At 49.2% G+C, this 19,437-nt stretch carries 21 protein-coding genes and 1 tRNA gene; 11 read left to right on the forward strand and 11 right to left on the reverse strand.

The window, feature by feature from the left end:
* Positions 1-93: 93 nt before the first annotated feature.
* The 3 genes from pckA to NTE_RS05760 all read left to right on the forward strand — a co-directional run bounded on the left by pckA (position 94) and on the right by NTE_RS05760 (position 3,290).
* Positions 94-1,662, forward strand: coding sequence for a phosphoenolpyruvate carboxykinase (ATP) (pckA, locus tag NTE_RS05750; protein WP_148702047.1), 1,569 nt, complete (start codon positions 94-96; stop codon positions 1,660-1,662).
* Positions 1,663-1,895: 233 nt separating this feature from the next.
* Positions 1,896-2,093, forward strand: coding sequence for a hypothetical protein (locus NTE_RS05755; RefSeq protein ID WP_148700155.1), 198 nt, complete (start codon positions 1,896-1,898; stop codon positions 2,091-2,093).
* A 228-nt stretch (positions 2,094-2,321) separates the two neighbouring features.
* Entirely contained in the window at positions 2,322-3,290 is a 969-nt protein-coding gene (locus tag NTE_RS05760) for a UbiA prenyltransferase family protein (RefSeq protein ID WP_148700156.1), read from the forward strand.
* Positions 3,291-3,296: 6 nt separating this feature from the next.
* Here NTE_RS05760 and NTE_RS05765 read toward each other — a convergent pair whose 3' ends face one another.
* The 3 genes from NTE_RS05765 to NTE_RS05775 all read right to left on the reverse strand — a co-directional run bounded on the left by NTE_RS05765 (position 3,297) and on the right by NTE_RS05775 (position 5,013).
* The gene (locus NTE_RS05765; protein ID WP_148700157.1) at positions 3,297-4,265 is read right to left on the reverse strand and encodes a hypothetical protein; all 969 of its coding nucleotides are present in this window, start codon (positions 4,263-4,265) and stop codon (positions 3,297-3,299) included.
* A 233-nt stretch (positions 4,266-4,498) separates the two neighbouring features.
* Positions 4,499-4,618, reverse strand: a tRNA-Gln gene (locus tag NTE_RS05770).
* A 35-nt stretch (positions 4,619-4,653) separates the two neighbouring features.
* A complete protein-coding gene (locus tag NTE_RS05775; RefSeq protein ID WP_148700158.1) occupies positions 4,654-5,013 on the reverse strand; it encodes a hypothetical protein in 360 nt (119 codons plus the stop codon).
* A gap of 54 nt (positions 5,014-5,067) precedes the next feature.
* On the opposite strand from NTE_RS05775, the gene NTE_RS05780 reads away from it, so the two are divergent.
* The 3 genes from NTE_RS05780 to NTE_RS05790 all read left to right on the forward strand — a co-directional run bounded on the left by NTE_RS05780 (position 5,068) and on the right by NTE_RS05790 (position 7,983).
* Positions 5,068-5,787 (forward strand): YkgJ family cysteine cluster protein, encoded by a 720-nt coding sequence (locus NTE_RS05780; RefSeq protein ID WP_226987196.1) that lies wholly within the window; start codon positions 5,068-5,070, stop codon positions 5,785-5,787.
* Between the two features lie 70 nt (positions 5,788-5,857).
* Positions 5,858-7,111 carry a hypothetical protein gene (locus NTE_RS05785; protein ID WP_148700159.1) on the forward strand — a complete coding sequence of 418 codons (1,254 nt, stop codon included), beginning with the start codon at positions 5,858-5,860 and terminating at the stop codon, positions 7,109-7,111.
* Positions 7,112-7,224: 113 nt separating this feature from the next.
* On the forward strand, positions 7,225-7,983 hold the full coding sequence (locus tag NTE_RS05790; RefSeq protein ID WP_148700160.1) for an LAGLIDADG family homing endonuclease: 759 nt from the start codon (positions 7,225-7,227) through the stop codon (positions 7,981-7,983).
* Here the strand turns inward: NTE_RS05790 and NTE_RS05795 are convergent.
* Positions 7,973-8,596: a superoxide dismutase gene (locus tag NTE_RS05795; protein ID WP_148700161.1), complete on the reverse strand. Its 624-nt coding sequence runs from the start codon at positions 8,594-8,596 to the stop codon at positions 7,973-7,975. The genes NTE_RS05790 and NTE_RS05795 overlap by 11 nt on opposite strands.
* Before the next feature lie 42 nt (positions 8,597-8,638).
* Positions 8,639-9,796 (reverse strand): SpaA isopeptide-forming pilin-related protein, encoded by a 1,158-nt coding sequence (locus NTE_RS05800; protein ID WP_148700162.1) that lies wholly within the window; start codon positions 9,794-9,796, stop codon positions 8,639-8,641.
* Between the two features lie 104 nt (positions 9,797-9,900).
* On the opposite strand from NTE_RS05800, the gene NTE_RS05805 reads away from it, so the two are divergent.
* Both NTE_RS05805 and NTE_RS05810 read left to right on the forward strand, forming a co-directional pair.
* Positions 9,901-11,349, forward strand: a complete 1,449-nt coding sequence (locus NTE_RS05805) for a peptidase (protein WP_148700163.1) — start codon at positions 9,901-9,903, stop codon at positions 11,347-11,349.
* Positions 11,346-11,741: a hypothetical protein gene (locus NTE_RS05810; protein ID WP_148700164.1), complete on the forward strand. Its 396-nt coding sequence runs from the start codon at positions 11,346-11,348 to the stop codon at positions 11,739-11,741. The genes NTE_RS05805 and NTE_RS05810 overlap by 4 nt, the downstream gene beginning before the upstream one ends.
* On the opposite strand, the gene NTE_RS05815 is transcribed toward NTE_RS05810, so the two are convergent.
* A complete protein-coding gene (locus NTE_RS05815; protein ID WP_226987197.1) occupies positions 11,738-12,349 on the reverse strand; it encodes a nitroreductase family protein in 612 nt (203 codons plus the stop codon). The two genes, NTE_RS05810 and NTE_RS05815, sit on opposite strands and share 4 nt — an antisense overlap.
* A 254-nt stretch (positions 12,350-12,603) precedes the next feature.
* Here NTE_RS05815 and NTE_RS05820 point away from each other — a divergent pair, with 254 nt between their 5' ends.
* The gene (locus NTE_RS05820) at positions 12,604-14,004 is read left to right on the forward strand and encodes a hydroxymethylglutaryl-CoA synthase family protein (RefSeq protein ID WP_148700165.1); all 1,401 of its coding nucleotides are present in this window, start codon (positions 12,604-12,606) and stop codon (positions 14,002-14,004) included.
* Here the strand turns inward: NTE_RS05820 and ilvA are convergent.
* Both ilvA and NTE_RS05830 read right to left on the reverse strand, forming a co-directional pair.
* Positions 14,001-15,254, reverse strand: a complete 1,254-nt coding sequence (gene ilvA, locus NTE_RS05825; protein ID WP_148700166.1) for a threonine ammonia-lyase — start codon at positions 15,252-15,254, stop codon at positions 14,001-14,003. The genes NTE_RS05820 and ilvA overlap by 4 nt on opposite strands.
* Positions 15,255-15,407: 153 nt before the next feature.
* Positions 15,408-15,671 carry a DUF2024 family protein gene (locus NTE_RS05830; RefSeq protein ID WP_148700167.1) on the reverse strand — a complete coding sequence of 88 codons (264 nt, stop codon included), beginning with the start codon at positions 15,669-15,671 and terminating at the stop codon, positions 15,408-15,410.
* Positions 15,672-15,798: 127 nt separating this feature from the next.
* Between NTE_RS05830 and NTE_RS05835 the strand changes: the two genes are divergently transcribed.
* Positions 15,799-16,578 (forward strand): MBL fold metallo-hydrolase, encoded by a 780-nt coding sequence (locus tag NTE_RS05835; RefSeq protein ID WP_148700168.1) that lies wholly within the window; start codon positions 15,799-15,801, stop codon positions 16,576-16,578.
* Between the two features lie 6 nt (positions 16,579-16,584).
* On the opposite strand, the gene NTE_RS05840 is transcribed toward NTE_RS05835, so the two are convergent.
* On the reverse strand, positions 16,585-17,124 hold the full coding sequence (locus NTE_RS05840) for a response regulator (protein ID WP_158385161.1): 540 nt from the start codon (positions 17,122-17,124) through the stop codon (positions 16,585-16,587).
* A 528-nt stretch (positions 17,125-17,652) separates the two neighbouring features.
* Between NTE_RS05840 and NTE_RS05845 the strand changes: the two genes are divergently transcribed.
* Complete coding sequence (locus NTE_RS05845; RefSeq protein ID WP_148700170.1) at positions 17,653-18,126, forward strand: Lrp/AsnC family transcriptional regulator; 474 nt, start codon at positions 17,653-17,655, stop codon at positions 18,124-18,126.
* A 46-nt stretch (positions 18,127-18,172) separates the two neighbouring features.
* Here NTE_RS05845 and NTE_RS05850 read toward each other — a convergent pair whose 3' ends face one another.
* Positions 18,173-18,724, reverse strand: a complete 552-nt coding sequence (locus tag NTE_RS05850) for a hypothetical protein (RefSeq protein ID WP_148700171.1) — start codon at positions 18,722-18,724, stop codon at positions 18,173-18,175.
* A 247-nt stretch (positions 18,725-18,971) separates the two neighbouring features.
* Positions 18,972-19,421 carry an Lrp/AsnC family transcriptional regulator gene (locus tag NTE_RS05855; protein WP_158385163.1) on the reverse strand — a complete coding sequence of 150 codons (450 nt, stop codon included), beginning with the start codon at positions 19,419-19,421 and terminating at the stop codon, positions 18,972-18,974.
* Positions 19,422-19,437: the final 16 nt, after the last annotated feature.

Raw genomic sequence — 19,437 nt, forward strand, 5'->3', positions numbered from 1 at the left:
CGGAAGATAGTGACCTGTTATCGTCATTCTTCGGCGTACATTTGCCTAGCTAGGTTATATGGTCCCGGACAACCCAAAGATTATAACCTCATGATGATAGAACTCGCAACGTTGGATATCAAACTTGTCAAGGCCCACATGAACCTGCCGGTACCTGCACTGGTGGAAATGATACTTCAATCCAAGGAAGGGGTGCTCTCGTCTACGGGCGCGCTCTCTGTCAGGACAGGCAAATTCACGGGCCGGTCGCCGGACGACAAGTTCCTGGTCGACGACGACGTCACGCACGGCACGGTCGACTGGGGCAAGGTCAACCGCCCGATATCTGAGGAGAACTTTGACAAGATCTACCGCAGGATGAAAAAGCACATCGAGGACAAGGAGCTGTTCGTGTTTGACGGCTACGTCGGGGCCGACCCCGAAAACCGCCTGCCAATCCGAGTCATAAACAACCGCGCGTGGCACAACCTTTTTGCCCGCCAGATCTTCATCCGGCCAGACAACTCTGGCGAGCTGGACGGCTTTAAGCCCGAGTTTACCCTCATTTCCGCAGACGACTTTGCCGCCAACCCTGCAAGCGAGGGCACAAGGACAGAGACGTTCATCATAGTCAACTTCAAGCGCAAAATAGTCCTCATCGGCTCGACCTCGTACGCAGGCGAGATCAAAAAAGCCATGTTCTCGATAATGAACTTCCTTTTGCCGAGGAAGGGCATCTTTCCGATGCACTGCTCTGCCAACGTGGGCAAGGGAGGCGACGTCGCCCTGTTCTTTGGGCTTTCTGGAACAGGCAAGACGACGCTTTCTGCCGACCCAGAGCGCAGGCTCGTGGGCGACGACGAGCACGGCTGGTCGGACAACGGCGTCTTTAATTTCGAGGGCGGCTGCTACGCCAAGTGCATCAACCTGAAAAAAGAGCACGAACCCCAGATCTGGAATGCGATCAAGTTCGGCTCGCTGATGGAAAACGTCGTAATCACGGACGGCGCAAGGGAGCCGGACTTTGCCGACGGCAGCCTGACAGAGAACACGCGCGTGGTCTACCCACTTGACTTTATCGATGGCGCAATCATCCCAAGCGTAGCCGGCCACCCAAAGGTCATCATATTTCTGACAGCGGACGCGTTTGGCGTCATGCCGCCGATTGCGAAACTGACAAAGGAAGGGGCAATGTACCATTTCATGTCCGGCTACACGAGCAAGCTTGCCGGGACAGAGCGCGGAATCACCGAGCCAAAGGAAACGTTCTCGCAGTGCTTTGGCGGGCCGTTCATGCCACTGCATGCCCAGCAGTACGCCAAACTTCTTGGCAAAAAGATGGACGAGCACGGAACACGTGTCTACCTGATAAACACGGGGTGGACGGGCGGACCCTACGGCATCGGCAAGCGCATGAACCTTTCGTACACGCGTGCGATGGTGACCGCCGCGCTTTCAGGGGATATTGAAAAGTCGCCGGTAAAGCACCACGACATTTTCAACCTCGACATGCCGACATCGTGCCCCGGAGTGCCACCAGAGGTCCTTGACCCGCGCAACACGTGGCACGACAAGGACAAGTACGACGCCGCGGCAAAGAGGCTGGCAGCACTGTTTGCCAAGAACTTTGAGAAATTCGGCAGCGTGTCAAAAGAGATAGCAAGCGCCGGCCCAAGGCCCTAAAACTTGCAGCCGCTCGTGGCATCTGTCTAGTAACTGGCACACACGTTTTGCGTACTGTGCGCATGTCAGAGATATAGCACCGGCTGAATACTCTGAAAAAAAACAAAGCCAGCTTATGCGCAAGCAGGGTATTACTCCCGGCTGGCCAAAATGGTAAGTGCAGGTTTGCTGAAAAGAAAGGTGGGCAAGTATATTATTATCTTGCCACGCTTGGCAAGGCGATTCATCAAAGCGTGTTAAAGATAGCGGGAGACGCGATTGACAACCAATGGAAACCCAAGGCAATCGATACGATGGAGATGCAAAAAGACATTCCGATTGAAGAATGCAGAAAGCTGGTTGAAGAGCTGCTAGGCAGCCTGGAAATTAAACAAATCTTTTACGAGGAAATGTGGTGTATTCACCTCTGCCCTCAGTTCTATGTCGCCTGACTTGATCTAAGCAAAAGTCTTACCGGTCTGTCAGTTAATCCTGCTCTTGATTCCAAAAGAGGACTTTTAGTGATTGCAAATCTCTGCAACACACACATGTCCTACAATGCTCCGCTTTTAGAAACTGCTTAAATACTACTTGTCGTGCCTGCAATACTGTTTATGCCAGTTACTACTTTCAGCAACTAAATTAATCTCCTCCCGAAACTATCACCAGCGTGAGCGTAGTTGAGTGAGGAGGCAGACCAATATGAAAAGCTTGAACTGGAACAAGAAAAAACTACAGCAGCGGCGACGACGACAACAACTGCATGGGAAAAAAATGCAAAGCAACAGATTCTGCTGTTTTTGCACTATGTAAAAGCCCGGTCGAACGTTTACATTTTTGCCTTTGCGACTTTTGTATCATTTCTAATCGGCTCAAACGGCAACTACGATGCACTTGTCGGCCTGCGCGTGGCAGCAAGCTGCTACTTTTTAGCACTTGCCACATACATCTACAACGATGTAACTGACTTTGAGGTAGACAGGGTAAACAAAACCAACAGGCCATCAGTCACCGGAAACGCCTCGAGGAAGCAGCTCTCGGGTCTGGTTTTTGTCTTGTTCGGTTTGTCGCTGGCACTTGCAGCTTCTATAAACATTCAAACACTGCTCATTGCATTGTTGTGTGTAGCCCTGGGTGCAACATACTCGCATCCAAGGTTTAACTTGAAAGAAAGGTTTCCTCTAAAAACAGTAACTACTGCGGCAGGTGCAGCGCTTTCCTCGTTGTTGGGTGGAGCTGCTGCTACGCATATATCATTTCCAATAGTCTACGCAGCACTTTCGTTTTTCCTCTTCTTTTTTGTGCTTGGGCCGCTAGGAGATATTGGCGACCTCAAAGGCGACAGGGCCGCTGGAAGGAGAACCTTTCCAATTGTACTGGGTACGAGAAAGACCTTGATTATCATGTTTTCCGTGCCTGTCATTCTGTTTCTGCTGATAATCACGCAACAATTCTACAAGGTGGCGACCTTTCAGAACGGTTCGTTTGGAGTGTACATGATAGTTGGCACCTGCCTTGTCGCCATGACAATGATCGTCAAAATAAGTAAAAAGATAGAGGATGTCGGCTGGATCCGCGGCCGCGTAAGGCCTGTTATGAGGTTACTCCATGCACTGCTGCAGATCTCGACACTGTTTGCGTTCCTGTAAAATCAATCAACGTGGCAATAGATTACTAGATCTACTGCTTGCAACTGCACGGCAGCCGCCATCATCATGCATTGTAGTAGTAGAAGAGTAGTAGTCTTCTGAGGCGGCATCCCATATTTTCTGATAGAATTCCATCAGCCCTGTGCAGGCCTTCTTGTCCTTTATGAAAATGGCCCCCGTAAATTTGTCCGAATTACTCCTCCCTATCAGCTCGAAACCCGCATGTTTGCCATCTATGATTGCCATGCTGAACGGGACGTGCGCAATCCTTCTCTTGACGTTCCTTGGATACCACGGATTTCTTACCATATTTAGGCGCTCCAAAGAGTGCTCGTCTGTCAAATTCAGGTATTTTTTCTCCATTTCGACGAAGCTGTTGACCATCTTTGCGTCGGCCAGTATTCTTACGTTTACGCCTGCTTTTGTCTTGTTGAGGATGCTGTTTATCAGCACTTCGTTGAGGAATCTGGTGGCAAAGACTATCTCTTGCTTTGCAAATTCTATGGTTTCAGCTAGCTTGGATGCAGCCTCTTCATAAGTCCAGACGAGATCAATTTTTGATGATGATGATAATGATTCTTGGACATCAAGACCGCCTATATTCTTGGCAAATTCCGAGATGTCCTCTTCAGAAAATTCTCCTGCGCGTTTTAGCGTGTCTATCATCCGGAATTGTTTGGTTAGCCTGATATTCTCTACAAGTCCTGAAATATGCCTTTGATGAATCACGTTTCCAAGCGTGGTGTAAACATACGTATCTCCGTGTTTTTCAACAAGACCTGCGTCCTTTAGCTGATTAAGCCTTGTATAGTACTGCTTCTTTGAAAGCCCAATGCTAGATGCTGTGCGCAGTTCGGACCTCAAGCCGTCCTTGACAAGCAGGAAAAGAGCCAGCGTGTCTCTTCTTGACAGGACAGCAAACAAATTTGCAGCACTTTTCACCGATTCAGGTCCTAATGGTGTGTCAGTTGCCATTATATGATATGTGCCTATGAGCAACCTTATAATTATTTCTATGTCATGTCAACAGACAACATGTAAATTTTGTAAATTTTATCATATGGACTTCTAAAACAAGCTACGTGTGTATGTATAAGGCATCTGAAAAGTGGACAGCGGTAGCAAAACACCAGATGGCCTTCGCAAAAGGGACGCACAAAAGAATCTCTCTCTCTCTCTCTGCTACCTTTTTTGTGGATAAAGGAAAATGGTAGCCCGGAGCAGATTCGAACTGCTGTCTCCAGGTTTCTTTTCCCTTCATGAGATCCAGAGCCTGGAATCCCTAGCCCTACCTAATATCTGGAGATTGGCCACTAGACGACCGGGCTGACCAACAAAACGGCTACTTGTCCGCTATTTGACTCTAACGTTTTGTGTTGACTTCGCGTATTACCTGACCGTACTCCAGCTGCGCCTTTTTGCGCATGTACGGGATCAGGCGGTAGTGGATTGAATAGATGTTCTTGTTTCTGGCAATGATGCCCTTTATCAGGAGCGAAACAAAGCCACCTGCGACCCTCGACGGCGGCACGCCTGTAGCCCTGCAAAACTCGTTTCTCTTTGCGTGGTATTCTTTCAGGGTAAAGTACGAGCGGTTGATGTCAAGAATAAGCGGCCAGACGACGTTTTCCCACACCATCCTGCGGTTCTCTGTGGAAGACGCATGCTTGCCCTTGTCCTCGCTTTTCTCTGCAAATTTCTCTTGTTGGGGGCTTTTCAGCATCGTCTTGGGTACATTTAAACACAGCCGGGTTTATAATTTAAGATAATCGCAACTTTGCAGAGTGGTAATTCGGTTAAAGACTCGCTTGACATGCTTGTGAAAAAGTGGCCAGTGGACAAAAGGCTCTATGACATGCAAGTGGGAATGCGCGACGACATTGTCGACAATCAGGTAAATGTGGGTGGCATTGTCTTTCACGTGCCTGCGCTCTCCCGGGACGGCCTGTATGTTTTGTGGAAGTGTCTGTGGCCTGACTGCCACAACTGCTGCGAAAGGCAGGGGCGGCTGCCGTTGACAAAAGACGACATTACAATAATTGCAAAAAAGCTCGGCTACGACTCGAAAGTAGAGTTTGTACGAAGTGAGGCAAGGATATCAAGCTGGCAGGAGCAGGAAGCCTTTGGCAACGTCATTACGACGCTGAGCATGCTTTCGCTCAAGCGAAAAAAGGACGAGCGCGAGGAACAGGACGGCACTCCGTTGCGCTGCCGGTTCCTTGACGACAAGGGATACTGCGGGATACACCCTGAAAAGCCGGGCGTCTGCTGGCTCTACCCGTTTGCGTCTTGGCTTGAATCTGACAGGTTCGGCAAGCCGGTGGTGCACGCGACTTTCCAGTTCACCGGCGACTGCCCCGGGTTTTACCTTGAAAAATCGCTTGATAGCATCATGCCCGTGCTGCAAGAGTACGCGCCCAAGATATACAGCTACAACATGGCGGTGCAGAGGACTACGCGTGAAAATTACGGGTTTATCAATTTCGTGAACGGATAATATCTCACTAATAAGAATCCTAAAGTACCAGTAGTAATGCATCTTCGTTTGAAAAATAAGAGCAACTGAGATGAAGAAAGAATTCTTAGTGGACTATCAAGCAAAAGAAATCGCGGAATATGAAAACTATCGAAAACAAATTGATTCTGGTATTGATGGTGTGGTATTTCCTAATACCCAAAGGTTTGCAAATGCGCGTTTGCCTTTAGTACGCGCAGAAACATCCTATGACTTGATCAAAGAGAAGATTTGGTCGCAAATACCATTTGCAGGTACACTGCTGATTCCTTTGTTTAATGTTAGTAAAGAAAACCTCCTAGACATGAATGGCTTTGAAATTCAGGATATTCCAAAGTTAATTGATTTATCAAAGGAAACTGGACGAGTGCAATTTGTTCTAAATATGACGCCTATAGAATACGAGGGTTTAGATCATCTAGATCCAATTCTTGAAGAATTGAAACCTCCTATGCTACAACCAATTCCTCTGGATAAGTTTGCTAGTCGCAAAACATGGGATACTTGGCATGATGAGTTTGATGAACTTGCAAGTAGATCTTATCTGAAATTTATGTATCAACGAATTACTTCGAATGGAGAAAGTCGCGCTTACTACTCTGCGTTGATGAATAATCATGCCTTTACGTATGGGAAACTGAAGATGTTGAAAATGGATGATGTTGTAGCCATGATCTCTGATACAATGATAAGTGATCCTGATATGGCAAGTAGGCTATTCTTTGCGTATAGCCTTCTTACTGGACCACAATTTGAAGCCTTACCTGCAAATTATAATCTTGCCTTTCTGAAAGCGCAGTTGTTAGGTGCCCAAGATAACAAGTCTCCCAAATATCCTGTAGAAATTGGATCATTCCTTATGGAGAAGATGACATTAAATCCTTCTTCATACTATGGATGTGTGAGTGTAATAGAACGGTATAAACAAAATGATCTTTACAAGGTCTTAGAGTCTGTTGATAAGGCTATCCGTGACCGGGAGCAAACTAAGACTCTTTCTGACATAAACGAACTTGGTATAGTTATGGACAATGTCTGGAAAGATGCAGAGAAGATAAAGAGAACCGATGAAATAACTAAAGCTGGAATAAGTATCGGAGTTGCAGCGATAGGAAGTTTTGCAACATCCTTGCTTGGTGCAGGAGTAGGTATAACAGAAGGTGCATTAGCTGGGATGGGATTCAATGTTGCAGATAGGCTGTTAGAAAAATTCGATTCCTCTCTTAGTAATAAATTGCTTAAATGGTTGAACAAAGATTATATGATTAATATCTACAACTTTCAAAAACGACTTCCTGCTAATTGATAAAATCGGTGCAGCATATAGTAATGTTCTATAATGTGAAGATCATATGAGAATTGTACCTGTCTAGAATAAACCTGCATAAACGAATTCCAGCCTATGCTTTTCTTCAAGAAATGAAGTCAAAAAGCTTGTCTAGGCAATCTACGGTCCATCTTATAAAAGACAAATTCGATATCCCTCTCTCCACATGCTATCTGTGGTTTTCAGGCTCACAGTCGCCGCACGGTGCATTAGGCAAGCTGAAAACTAGGGAAAATTTGTTTTATGTGCTAGGCGTACTTTTGGGAGATGGCTATGCCTACAACTGGCAGAGCTCATACAAAGTCGGAATTCTAGTTAAAGACGAGTCCTTTGCAAAGAAATTCGCAGAACGACTATCAACATGCACTGGTGGAAAGGTAACAGCATACCCCTCTAGAAAGAGAAATCTGTGGTTTGTAAAAGTGGGAAATCATGAACTATTTACTTTGTTCAAGGATTTCAAAAGCAATCTGAACCTAGTAAAAGACGAGACAATCTCGAAAGCACATGCATTGCAATTCATTGAAGGGTTCTTTGACGCAGAGGGCTGCGTAAAAGTGGTAAAAGAGAAAGCTAGGAAGACACCGAAGATATGCTTGGACTTTACCAACACAAACTATGAAGTCTTGGAGGTCGTGCAGAAGTTGCTAAGAACTTCCCTCAACATAGAATCGGGATTCTCAGTCCAGCACGACAAGCGGCCGAACAGAAAACCTGTTTACCACTTGCGAATTTACAAAAAAGACTACATCCGAATATTCTTTGAAAACATGCAGACAATAAAATTGAATAAAGAAAAGGCGCTGCATCTGAAAAAATGGCTGCAGCGCGACGTGACGGTTAAGCTTTGAACCTTTTCGCCACTTCGTCCCAGTTTACGACATTCCACCAAGCTGTCACGTAATCAGCGCGGCGGTTTTGGTACTTGAGATAGTAGCTATGTTCCCATACGTCAAGCCCAAGCAGCGGTGTCATCTTCTCCGCCTTCCAGCGCGTCCACGGGCTTGTCTGGTTTGGCATCGTGATAAACTGCACGCCGCCAGATCCATTCTTTACTAGCCAGCCCCAGCCGCTTCCCTGCACCGCGACCGAGTCTGTCTGGAATTTCGTCTTGAAATCTGCAAAGCTGCCAAACGCCTTCTTTATCGCGTCCGCAAGCTCGCCTGATGGCTCGCCACCGCCGCCCTTTTTCATGTTGTTCCAGAACAGCGTGTGGTTGTTGTATCCTCCGCCGTGAAAGTTGACGGCGCCCCTTGCGCTTTCCGGCACGGTGTCAATGTTCTTCAGGATATCGACAACGTCCATGCTCTGGAACTTGGCGTCCAGGCTCCCAAGCGCCTTGTTCAGGCCGTCCGTGTACGCCTGGTGGTGCTTGGTGTGGTGTATTTGCATGGTGGTGGCATCAATGTGCGGCTCGAGCGCGTCGTACGCGTATGGTAATTGTGGAAGAGTAAAGTTAGCCATGCAGTGAGATAGCCGCCGGGGCATATATTGTTTTAGCGATACTTAGCTGCTGCTTGCCTGCGGCGGGACGCGTGAAAGCGACAGCGCGTGATCGTCTATCATCGTCCCTGCGCCTACGCTTATGCTGTCCACCTTTACTGCAAGCGACGCGCGCTGCTGCGTGTCAAGGCCGTACTTTTCGCCAAGCGCTTCCCTTACCTTTTCGACGGGGTCAGAGATATCATTAAAGCCAGACCTGACAGTCACGTCAAGGGTCTTGCCGATCATCTCCTTGGGTATCTTGCCGGACGTGTCGTTTGTCACTGTAAAGACTATCTTGTCTACAAGCACTTCGTGCGGCAGCTGCTCCAGCGCGTTTGCGGTATAGAACACCTGCACGTCCAGTATGTCGACGCTTGTTCCCTGCCTGCCGACCACTGCAGTCCCGCCTGAAAGCGTGCTCAAAAGGCCGCTGTCAACCGGCACGTTGACCAGTACGAACCCTTCGACGAACGATGTGTCGTTTCCGCCAAAGAGCTTGCGCAGGTCCTTGCACACAATGCCAGTCGATGTCTGCGGCTCAAGCGTCTTTAGTATGGAATTGGTGGTCTTGCCGTTGTTTACTATGGCGTTCCACGTGAACTTGACTGAAAAGTCCTGCTTGTTCAGGATGCCGATGTCGGTGTCATAGTGGCCCGGCCTGAGAGGCCCTTCGTCGCCTGAAATCGTGCCGCACTCGAACTTGGCCGTGTACAGTATGTTGTGCACCTGCAATGTGCTGTTGTCTGGCTGCTGGCCCAAGCCCGCGTTTGAAAATGACGCAGTCGCGCTGTTGTTGTTATTATTATTCACCGCTATGCTCTTTGGCACCTGATCCCTGACGTAGCCGGGAGGCGCCTGCTGCTGCGAAACAGTATAGTTGCCGCTCTTGACTCTCGAGAGGAGTATCATCCCTGCCGCCGGGTTTGCGTCATCCCCGCCGCCGTCCTGCACGCTGTACGTGCCTTGGCCCGTGTACGGGTTTGGCGTGATAGAGTACGTGGCGCCTGTCAAAAGCGAGCCTCCTGAAACCGTGGCGATTGTTATCGAGCCCGCGTCCTTGGCTCCGTCCTGCGCGGCGCCCGGCATGTTCTGCTCCCTTGGAAGCGACACTACTATCGCTGCTACAGTTACGGCCGCTGCAAGTGCTATTGCCAGCGCAAGGCTTTGCTTTGGAGTCAAGTACTAACGCTACTGTTTTGTTTGTGCGGTAATTAAATCGTCGCGTCTTGTTGTTGTTTTTTCATTCCATCACAATTAAATATGCAATTTGTGGAGTTGAGCGCGTGAACACTGGTAGGGGAAAACTCGTAGCTCTTGCTTTTATCGCCGTTCTTGTCCTGCCCACTGTTTTAGCGTCGCAAAAAGCGTTTGCAGACGGCCTTACGCAGGAAAATCTCCCGCCTGCATCATTTGGAGACCAGCAGGCATCCCTTTTTGTCAAGATCAACCCGCCCATTTTGACAACAGAATCCAAACAGGACGCCTATTTGCAGTTCAGGTTGTTTGACGCCAAGACCAACGAGACCATAAAGTTCCCTACTCTCAACATCGCTGTTTACAAGGGCACGGACCCAAACGCCAAGCCTCTGATGCAGGATTTCTTCCAGAGCGAGAACGGGCTGCTGACGATAAAGGTCAAGCCACAGGAAGGTGATGTCCAGGTCCAGGGTAACCGTGAGCCTTTCCTTAACGCATTGAAAGCAGACCCTGGCGGAACAGTTAACATCAGTGGACCTGTGCTGTTGGACGGCGGGCTGTACCGCATTGACGTATCTGTCTTTGGTATCAAATATCCTACCAACATATTCAAGGATGAGGACGTCAAGACGTTTGAAACTGCCCTCTCTGTAGGCGATGTCTATAGCCAGAACGTCCAGTCGGAAGGCAAGACATACCCAATGTCGATAATCTCGTACTACGACAAGGTGGAGGACTTCAAGTTTAATGCAGCCTCAAAGACCTATTCCTGGGCAATGCCATTTAACTGGAACACATCAAGGATACAGAACGCGCCAAACGTCTTTGTGCATGAAGAGGTAAGAGTACCCAAGTCGTTTACGGGCGTGGGCGATGCGTCGGCATTTGACGCCAAGGTCAATGGCAAGCCAATAGCGGGCCGCATGCTGGCAGTCGACCCGTTCTCTGACGAGAACAACCTCATACTTCACTTTCTGATAAACAAGAACGACATACTGGACATGGCAAGAAACAGCCCTCCATCTGATGGCAAGATGTCCTTCTCCTTCTCTCCAGCCGGCGCCTCTGAAGGGCAGCAGACATCCGGCGAGATATCCACCGACACGGGAGGCATACACGCGCTCCTGAACTGGACTCCCGGCCAGCTCAAGGCCGGCGCAGAGACAAAGCTCGACATCCAGTTTGTAGACGCGTTTGCTGGCACCAACATCTCCGACCAAGACGTCAAGTACGACCTAAAGATCTTTGACAAGAATGGAAAGGAGGTCCTTGCAAAGACAGACCAGACAGCCCAGGGCGGCAAGGGCGAGCAGGCCGGATTGAACTTCCCCGCCGACGATACGTACCGCGTCGAGATCACAGTCAATGGCCTTGTCAAGCAGGGGCAGTCTCCTGACCTTACAAGAAACGGGATAGCCAGAGGAATAGTGGTGGTGCCGGAATTTCCTGCCGGAGCAATGGTTGCAGTTGCCGGCGCGATTGGCGCAATAGTTGTGGCCCAGAGATTGATGACGACAGCGCGAAAAAACAAATGATGAAGAGTGGCTTTTACGACGAACTGTCGGAAAAGACCTACAACGAAATACCCCGCATCCCTGCGTCAAATAGGGTGATGCTGCATGTCAGCCAGTTCTCTGTAGGCCAGAGCTACGTCACTGCCAAGGTGGAAAACCGACACGGCAACACCGTCAACATCAACATTGAAGGCGGCCGGCTGGGAGTCGACCTGCAAGAAACGCTGTTCAGGCTGGGCGACAGGCTGCCAAAGTACGCCTACATTGTCACCACCGTGAATGAGACGGGCAAGATACTGGCGCGTAAAGTCCCGGTGCTTGGCGTCAAGGACTGGCTCTTGATATACGAAGACGACTTGTTCTTGCTGGCAGTAAAGGACGCCTACGACGAGATCGAGATAATGGTGGTCTAGATGATGCTAGAGCCCCACTGGCCAAAAAACGCCCATTCGCCTGCGGGCTTTCTTGACCTTGGCGCAAGCTCTTTTTCCCTCGGCTTTTTCGGCAGCGTTTCGGGGTTTCCATAATACCCTATTGCTATCATCGTTGCCGGCTCAAAGCCATCAGGTATTCCAAAGAGCTGCCTTGCTTTTTCTGCGTCAAAGCCTCCCATGACGTGCATGGCAAGGCCCTGGTTGTACGCTTCAAGGAACATGTACGCAGTTGCCGCTCCTACATCGTGCATGTGGTGCCTGTTGTCCTTGTCGTTGTGCGTGTAGGTCTTTTTGGCAGCCGCGCACATCAGGACGGGCGCCCTTTTGGCGTACGAGTTGCCCTCTGAAAGGACCGACCGCGCCTCTTCCATCCTTTCCTTGCTGCCGTTTTCAATAGTAAAGACGATGAACCGCCACGGCTGCTCGTTAGAGCTTGAAGGCGCCCACCGCGCAGCTTCTAAAAGAGACATTATCTTTTGTTTTTCAACTGGCCTGTCGGAAAATGCTCTTGCACTCCACCTTTTTGCAATCAGGGCGTTTATTGGGTAATCTGCCTTGGCGCTTTTGTCCATTATATCTTGAAGCATCTAGGAAAAGGGAATTTCTCTGTTTTGGTAAAAATTCCGTATATGATAATAGCCTGGCCGGACGCAGCTTTTGACCACGCCGACCAGACGTTTGTTCCCCATCGGTTTGGTCGATGTAGCACTCACTATGCAACAAGATAATTTAAACCTGATGGCGCCGCATGAGAGCAAACGTGGGTCTAAAAGCTGCCATTGGCAGGTCAAATAGCTCAAGAAATACCTTTAAATGACTAGGCGCTATCCTGAATGTAGATATGCCAGTCGTGGGGATTGATGATCTGGCGATCTATGTCCCAAAGCTTTACATCGATTACAAGGATTTCGCCCAAGCTAGAGGAATTGATCCGCAGAAACTAGAATACGGCATCGGCATCCGCAAGATGGCAATTGCCGATACCAACCAAGACCCTGCCTGCATGGCAGCCAACGCCTGCCTGAAACTCATGCAAAAGGCCCACCTGCACCCGCAGGACATCGGCAGGCTCTATGTCGCCACAGAATCAGCGCTTGACGAATCAAAGGCCCTCAACTCTTTTGTCATTGGAATGCTGGAGCAGGTGTACGGGGAGGGTTCTTTCGAGCACGCCGGCGGCATCGAGTGCAAGTTTGCCTGCGTCTCCGGCTCGTACGCGCTGCATGACAACGCCAACTGGATACGCGCCGAGGAGAACAGCGGCAAGGCCGCAATCGTCATCGTAAGCGACATTGCAAAGTACGACCTTGGCTCTGCCGGCGAATACACGCAGGGCGCCGGCGCTGTCGCGCTTTTGATAAAGGAAGAGCCCCGCCTCATGGCTTTTGACCCCAAGGTTGCTTCCACCGTCATCAAAAACGAGTACGACTTTTACCGCCCCTTTGGCAAAGAGACCCCGCTTGTAAACGGCGGCTACTCTAACCTCCTCTACCTCATACAGGTAAGAAAGGCGTTTGACGCCTACAAGGAAAAAGCCCTGAAAACGGGCCTGGTAAAACTGAACGAGGGCGAGGCCATCACCGACCACATTGACTTTTTCTCCGTCCATTTGCCGTACCGCAGGATGGGCGAAAAAGCGCTTGCGTACCTCTTGAGGCACGAGTGGCGCCACCTTCCGCGCTGGAAGCATGTCACAAAGGAGATTGGCATGAACGAGCCCCAGCCAAAGGACCCGAGGGGCACGATTGAATCCATCCTTGCCGACACTGATTTCATGAAGGCCGACGAGCAGTTCCGCAGGGCGTTCATGCAGACGTCGTTCTACAACGAGACGTACGAGAAAAAGATGGCAAGCTCCCTTGAAGCCTCTGCGCAGATTGGCAACCTCTACACTGCCTCGATGTACATGGGACTGAGGAGCCTGCTTGAATTCGAGTTCAAGAAGGGCACGGACCTTGAGGGCAAGCGCGTCGGCTTTGGCTCGTACGGGAGCGGAAGCAGCGCCATGGTCTTCTCTGGCATTATGCAGCCCACGTACAAAGAGATCGTCAAGAGCCTCGACCTTGAGAACGACATTGGCGACCGCGTGAAACTGTCAATAGACGAGTACGAGCGCCTCCACAGAAAAGAGATCGACTTTAACTCTGCAGTGACAAAGGCGCACAAAGAGTTCGTGCTTGTAAAACTTGGTGGCAGCACCGCGGACAAGGCCGGCTTCCGGGAATACGACTATGTAAGTTAGCTTACTACCTTGAACTCTATTCCTTTTCTTTTCATATAGTCCAGCAGCTTTTGCGAGCGTTTCTCGTTCTCCAGCTCCAGGCTCAGGTAGACGCCTGCAGTCCCGGCAGGTATGTTGGCCGAGAGCCTGTCGTGTTCTACCTCGACGATGTTGACTGACAGTTCTGCAATGTCGTCAACCACCTCCTTTAGGGCGCCCGGCTTGTCAGGGAGCAGGATGAATATCTTGACCAGCCTGCCCATCTGCATCAGGCCCTTTGCCACCACCTGTCCAAGAAGGTACATGTCGACGTTTCCGCCTGACAAAAGCGACACCACCTTCTCGTTCTTGCCTGCAGGATGGCCGTTTGAGAGCAGGTACGCAAGGCTTGCCGCGCCCGCCGGCTCTACCACAAGTTTTGCGCGTTCCATGAGCAGGAACATCGTCTTTACGATCGCAGAGTCGTCCACAAGCACAATGTCGTCAAGGTGCTTGCTGACTATTTCGTACGTGAGCTTTCCAGGGCTCTTTACCGAGATGCCGTCTGCTATTGTGTATCCTGCCTTTACAGACTGGAGCGAGCCCTTTGCCATCGACTCTTTCATCGCCGGAAAAGCTCTGGACTCGACTCCGATTATCTTGATGTCCGGCTTTTTTGCCTTGATTGCAATAGAGACGCCTGCGGCAAGCCCTCCGCCTCCGACCGGCAGGTATATCCTGTCGGCGTCTGCAATGTCTTCCAGCAGTTCCAAGCCGATTGTCCCCTGCCCTGCTATCACGTCCGGGTCGTCAAACGCGTGGATTATAGTCTTGCCCTCTTGTTTTGCAATTTCCTGCGTGGCCTCCCATGCCTCGTCATAGTTAAAGCCCTTTTGGATGACTTCAGCGCCGTACGACCTTGTGGCCGCGACCTTGGCCGGCGACGCGTTCTGCGGCATGACGATGGTGCAGGGCACATTTTTCCTTGCGCTTGCATAGGCCACCCCCTGCGCGTGGTTGCCTGCAGATGCCGCAATCACGCCATAGCCTGCCTGCTTTTCAGTGAGGCTGCCAACCTTGGCAAGTGCGCCACGCACCTTGAACGAGCCGGTCAGTTGCAGGCATTCGAGTTTTAAAAACACGTTGGTGCCTGCAAGTTTTGAAAACGTGTTGGAACGCTGGAGCGGGGTCTTTCTGACGGTGCCCTCTAGCAGGCGCCTTGCCCTTACGATGTCGTCATAGGTAGGGACCTTGTGCTTCCTGTCTGCCTTCCACACGCTGTCGTCGTTCATATTGCTGTAGACGCAGAGCAACAGCCAAGCGCCTTAATTATAATTTGTGTCTCTCTCTCTCTTTCTGCAAAAAACCTCAAAGGCAAACGGCAAAGTCGCAGAAACGAGAGCGTGTGTTATGATAAAGAAGAAAGAAAAAAGGGCCCTAGTTAGTTAGTTAGGGCAGCCTTCCATTTTCTGTATCCAGTAGCCCTGCTGCTTGATTGATTTCTCTACAAACGGCGGAGCTTCTTGGATGTGGCAGAACTGACACTCTTCAGATGTCATCTTTTGTCCTGCCTGGCCCACGGTTGAGAGCCACTCTTGGCCGTACTGGATGGCCTTTTCATGGGGGGTGTTTGCTTCTACTACGACGTCAAAGTGCATTATCTTGCCGTCCTTCTTTTGCACGTAGGTGTCGTAAACTGCGCATTCCATACGGAAAAAGTCCTAAAAGACGGTATTTAATCTATGAACCCGCTTTTCACCTTGTGAAAAAGGTAGTAGTAGCAGCACAAGAGATGGTTCTAATGTTATTATACCCGGCTCCTCCTCGTTTCGCCACTTGGCCCTGATTTTCCAGCAGATAAGAAGAATGGATTCTGGCTGCGTCACGTACCTGGTAGGGTCGACTGAAACAAAAGAGTGCGCTATCGTCGACCCGCTCCTTGACGCCGATTATGTGATGGAGGAGGCAAAAAAGGCCGGCCTAAAGATAGCGTACGTGATTGACACGCACACGCACGCCGACCACATCTCCGGCGCACGAGCCATCGCCAAAAAGTCCCGCCTTCCCGGCGTCCACATGTCTGAAAAGTCGCAGGGCAAGTTCAAGACGATAATCCCAGTCAGAGACGGGCAGGCGATAAAACTTGGACAGGACGTCGAACTAAAGTTTGTCTATACGCCGGGCCACACATACGACCACGTGTGCGTTCTTGTCAACAACGAAAAGGTGCTGACGGGCGACACGCTCTTTATCGGAGACGTGGGGCGAATCGACCTTGGCGGCGACGCCCGCGACAAGTCCGACAAACTGTTTGACAGCCTGCATGGAAAGCTGATGAAGCTTGCAGACGGAGTGGAGGTGTACCCGACGCACGTTGGGGCTGCCCACCACCTTGCCAACGCCAAGATGTCATCAACCATCGGCGCCGAGCGGGAAAACAACGGCGCGCTAAAGGCTTCTGACAAGGATGCCTTTTTCAAGTACATGACCGAGGACTGGCCGCCCAAGCCACCGGACTATCAGAACATAATTCGCGTCAATTCATCAGATGACTGGCTGTATGGGTTTGTGACAAACGACCTGATGAAGAAGTGGCTTGCTGAGGACAAGGAATAGCAGCTTCTAGTTTCCGGTTTTCTCTTCCAGCAGGGTCATGCACGCGTCGAGCAATTCTAAAAGCTGGGAATGGTTGAGGTTGCATTCCTTGAGCTTTTGCACGTTTAGTCCAAGACTGCCAAGGGCCCTGTACACTTCTGTGCTCTCCAGCAGCTCTACCAAAGCTTCTGGCTCAAAGGGCTTTTGAATTATCTCTACTCTGTCGTACAACTCGTTTTGCAGTTCCACGGTGTATTGCACAGAGTCAGAGACAAACACAATCCTCTGATGGAGGTTGGCTAGTAGGATTTCTTTGGCTGCCTGCAGGCCGTCTTCTCTGTACGAAACCGTGTGGTTTAGTATGACTGCGTCAAAAGGCAAGATGCGAACGGTAGAAGAGTCTTCATTTGCCGCAACAGCGCAAGCCTGTTCTAATTCTGACTTGTATTTTTCTAGGCACTCTTTGGCATCTGCGGCAATCAAGACGTGGTAGCCGGATTTCAGTAGAGTGCTTTCGTAAAACGCCAGATCGCTCTTGTTGTTTTCAGCAATTAGTACTCTTTTCACAAAAGTGAGGGTAGAACCGCATGACAGGTATTAATCCGTATTGCAAAAAGAAGATAGAAGTAGTTAAATAGATCTGTACATTAGATGCATAATCACATTAATAGTGGTTTTTTTATACACAATAACATGCTAAAACCATCTAAAATGAGACCCATTGAGAAAAAGAAGCACCAGATGCCATCGTATTGCATGTTATGCCCAGACGTGGCAACAAAAGAAGTATTGTACGAGCTGGAGAACTGTGTCGTGGTCCAAAGGTATTGTGATAAATGCCTGCCCAGCGCAGAATATGCAAATCCTCAATAAACTCTTTTCTTTGATGGTAAAAAGAATTCTTCTTTCCTCTGCAGCAAAAGAGGTTAGCAAGAAAATTACTGTCGTTGAATTTTAAACAACAATTTTGGGAAAGGTGGCTTTTTTGTCGGCCCAAAAGGATTATCTTAAATAACCTCATAGCCTTCCCACGTTCGTGTGGCGATTCTTGATGATGTCTACGTCACAGTATGATGGAGTCTATGTGTATCGTCAATGAAACTTTGCGCACTAGACAGGGAGATACTGAAAATAATTCTTGCGCCGCACAACGGCAAAATTATCAGCTCAAAGGAAATAGCCAAAAGGCTTTCGGTTCCAGCCACGACCGTTCAGAGACATCGAAGAAAACTAGAAGATGAGGAAATACTGACAGCCTCCTACTGTTTAAACCTAAAGAGGTTCGGCTTGCGGCATGTTGATTTTCTAGTTTCGACACAAAACGGCAAGACAATGCTGGTGATAAAGAAACTGGAAAAAATGAAAGAAGTAGTATCTGTCACAAGGAGCATAGGCCAGCCGACAATCGACCTGCAAGTCGAAACAATTCTGATGGACAACGAGGAAATACTCAACATGCTTGAGACCATAAAGGGCATGGATGGCGTAAGGGACGCGATCTGGTCAGAATCCATACAGCGTGTCGTGCAAAAGGCCGCAGTTCCGTATCATCTGCTTGATTACGTCTAGTCACATCTGTCACTCTGTGTGTATATATATGCTAAAAAATAATCAGTTATTTCTTCGTCGTCGTTGTTGTGACACGCTTGCTTGTCTTTTCGCGTTTGTTTTTTCCAAGTATCTTTGTCAACTTGGGGCTCGTAGACATTGCATACACTTCTTCTGACCATACGACTCTTTCTACTCCATTCATTTGCTTTGTCCACGCTATCAAATCTAGCACTTCACGACTATCCTGAAACACAAAAAATCCCACGATATCTGAATTCCCGATATGCGCTCCGACCGAGTAAATGCCGTCGCGTGCGAGAAGCTTGTCCACAGCATCTGAAACGTTCCCATCGTCCAGATAGACGTGGAGAAATCCTTTCTTGACTCTGAGCCTTGAGTATCCTAATTCAAAAGTAGGCTTTAGCGCTCCATTCTGAATTAGCAGTCGGGCTCTTCTCTGGATTGTGCTCAGCGGCCTTTCTAGAATCTGAGCGCTTTGCCTAGTTGTGTGACCTGATAGTAAGAGATCAATTAACTTTAGGTCAACCTCGTCTAGACGCAATTCTGATTGCGTATTCACATTGATGCCTTCTTGGGGGTCGATGGGCTCAGACAAGGTTGTTTGCTTCCCCCATATCTTCCGTCATGTTATATTGAGCGATGACGGATTATATGAATGGAAGTAATCTGCCAGCGTTACAAAAAACCATGTTTACAATCAAAGATGCATTTTTTGTCATTCTGCATCACGTGAAATGATGGTTTTGCTCTTGCTGCAGTTTTATGCATTTTGGAATTCTTTGTATGAAGAAAGCTGTCGTACCGTCTTGGACTTTTTCGGCTACGAGAAAGAAAATCTCTCTTCAGAGTTTATCGATTATGTGTAGGGGAACCGAGGGCTTTTTTCCAACCACCTGGACTATCTCGCTCCAAACTACATCTTTGATGCCTGGCATGGACTTCAATTGCTCCATGATCCGGAGAATGTCTGCATTTCCCTCAAGAATCGCCTGAACGTGCAGATCTATGGTTTGCTGGCCTATGCTCCTGCCAACATAAACAACTTCGTCAAGTTTTGAAAGTTGTTTTGCAATCGCAATAGTCCTGCCCTTCTCGGTGGCAATAAGAAAATCTACCCTGTGCCAGCCAAACCTTTTCAAATCCAGCGAGTATGTTATGGTCAAAAGATCGTCTTCCAGCTTTCGCCGGCGCCTTTGTACAGTAGTTGCTGGAACGCCGAGTTTGTCTGCAATCGCTTTTGAGGATATTCTCCCATTTGGGGTAAGAAGGATCTTTAAAAGATCCTTGTCCAATTTTGAGAGCCGCTTC

The organism is Candidatus Nitrososphaera evergladensis SR1, from assembly GCF_000730285.1.
GTDB lineage: Archaea > Thermoproteota > Nitrososphaeria > Nitrososphaerales > Nitrososphaeraceae > Nitrososphaera > Nitrososphaera evergladensis.

Coding starts and splice junctions, on each gene's coding strand:
- NTE_RS05810 (WP_148700164.1), top strand. CDS start 11,346: ATGATGAAGAGTGGCTTTTACGACGAACTGTCGGAAAAGACCTACAAC.
- ilvA (WP_148700166.1), bottom strand. CDS start 15,254: ATGAACGACGACAGCGTGTGGAAGGCAGACAGGAAGCACAAGGTCCCT.
- NTE_RS05795 (WP_148700161.1), bottom strand. CDS start 8,596: ATGGCTAACTTTACTCTTCCACAATTACCATACGCGTACGACGCGCTC.
- NTE_RS05765 (WP_148700157.1), bottom strand. CDS start 4,265: ATGGCAACTGACACACCATTAGGACCTGAATCGGTGAAAAGTGCTGCA.
- NTE_RS05845 (WP_148700170.1), top strand. CDS start 17,653: ATGAAACTTTGCGCACTAGACAGGGAGATACTGAAAATAATTCTTGCG.
- NTE_RS05830 (WP_148700167.1), bottom strand. CDS start 15,671: ATGGAATGCGCAGTTTACGACACCTACGTGCAAAAGAAGGACGGCAAG.
- NTE_RS05775 (WP_148700158.1), bottom strand. CDS start 5,013: ATGCTGAAAAGCCCCCAACAAGAGAAATTTGCAGAGAAAAGCGAGGAC.
- NTE_RS05790 (WP_148700160.1), top strand. CDS start 7,225: ATGAAGTCAAAAAGCTTGTCTAGGCAATCTACGGTCCATCTTATAAAA.
- NTE_RS05820 (WP_148700165.1), top strand. CDS start 12,604: ATGCCAGTCGTGGGGATTGATGATCTGGCGATCTATGTCCCAAAGCTT.
- pckA (WP_148702047.1), top strand. CDS start 94: ATGATAGAACTCGCAACGTTGGATATCAAACTTGTCAAGGCCCACATG.
- NTE_RS05785 (WP_148700159.1), top strand. CDS start 5,858: ATGAAGAAAGAATTCTTAGTGGACTATCAAGCAAAAGAAATCGCGGAA.
- NTE_RS05815 (WP_226987197.1), bottom strand. CDS start 12,349: ATGCTTCAAGATATAATGGACAAAAGCGCCAAGGCAGATTACCCAATA.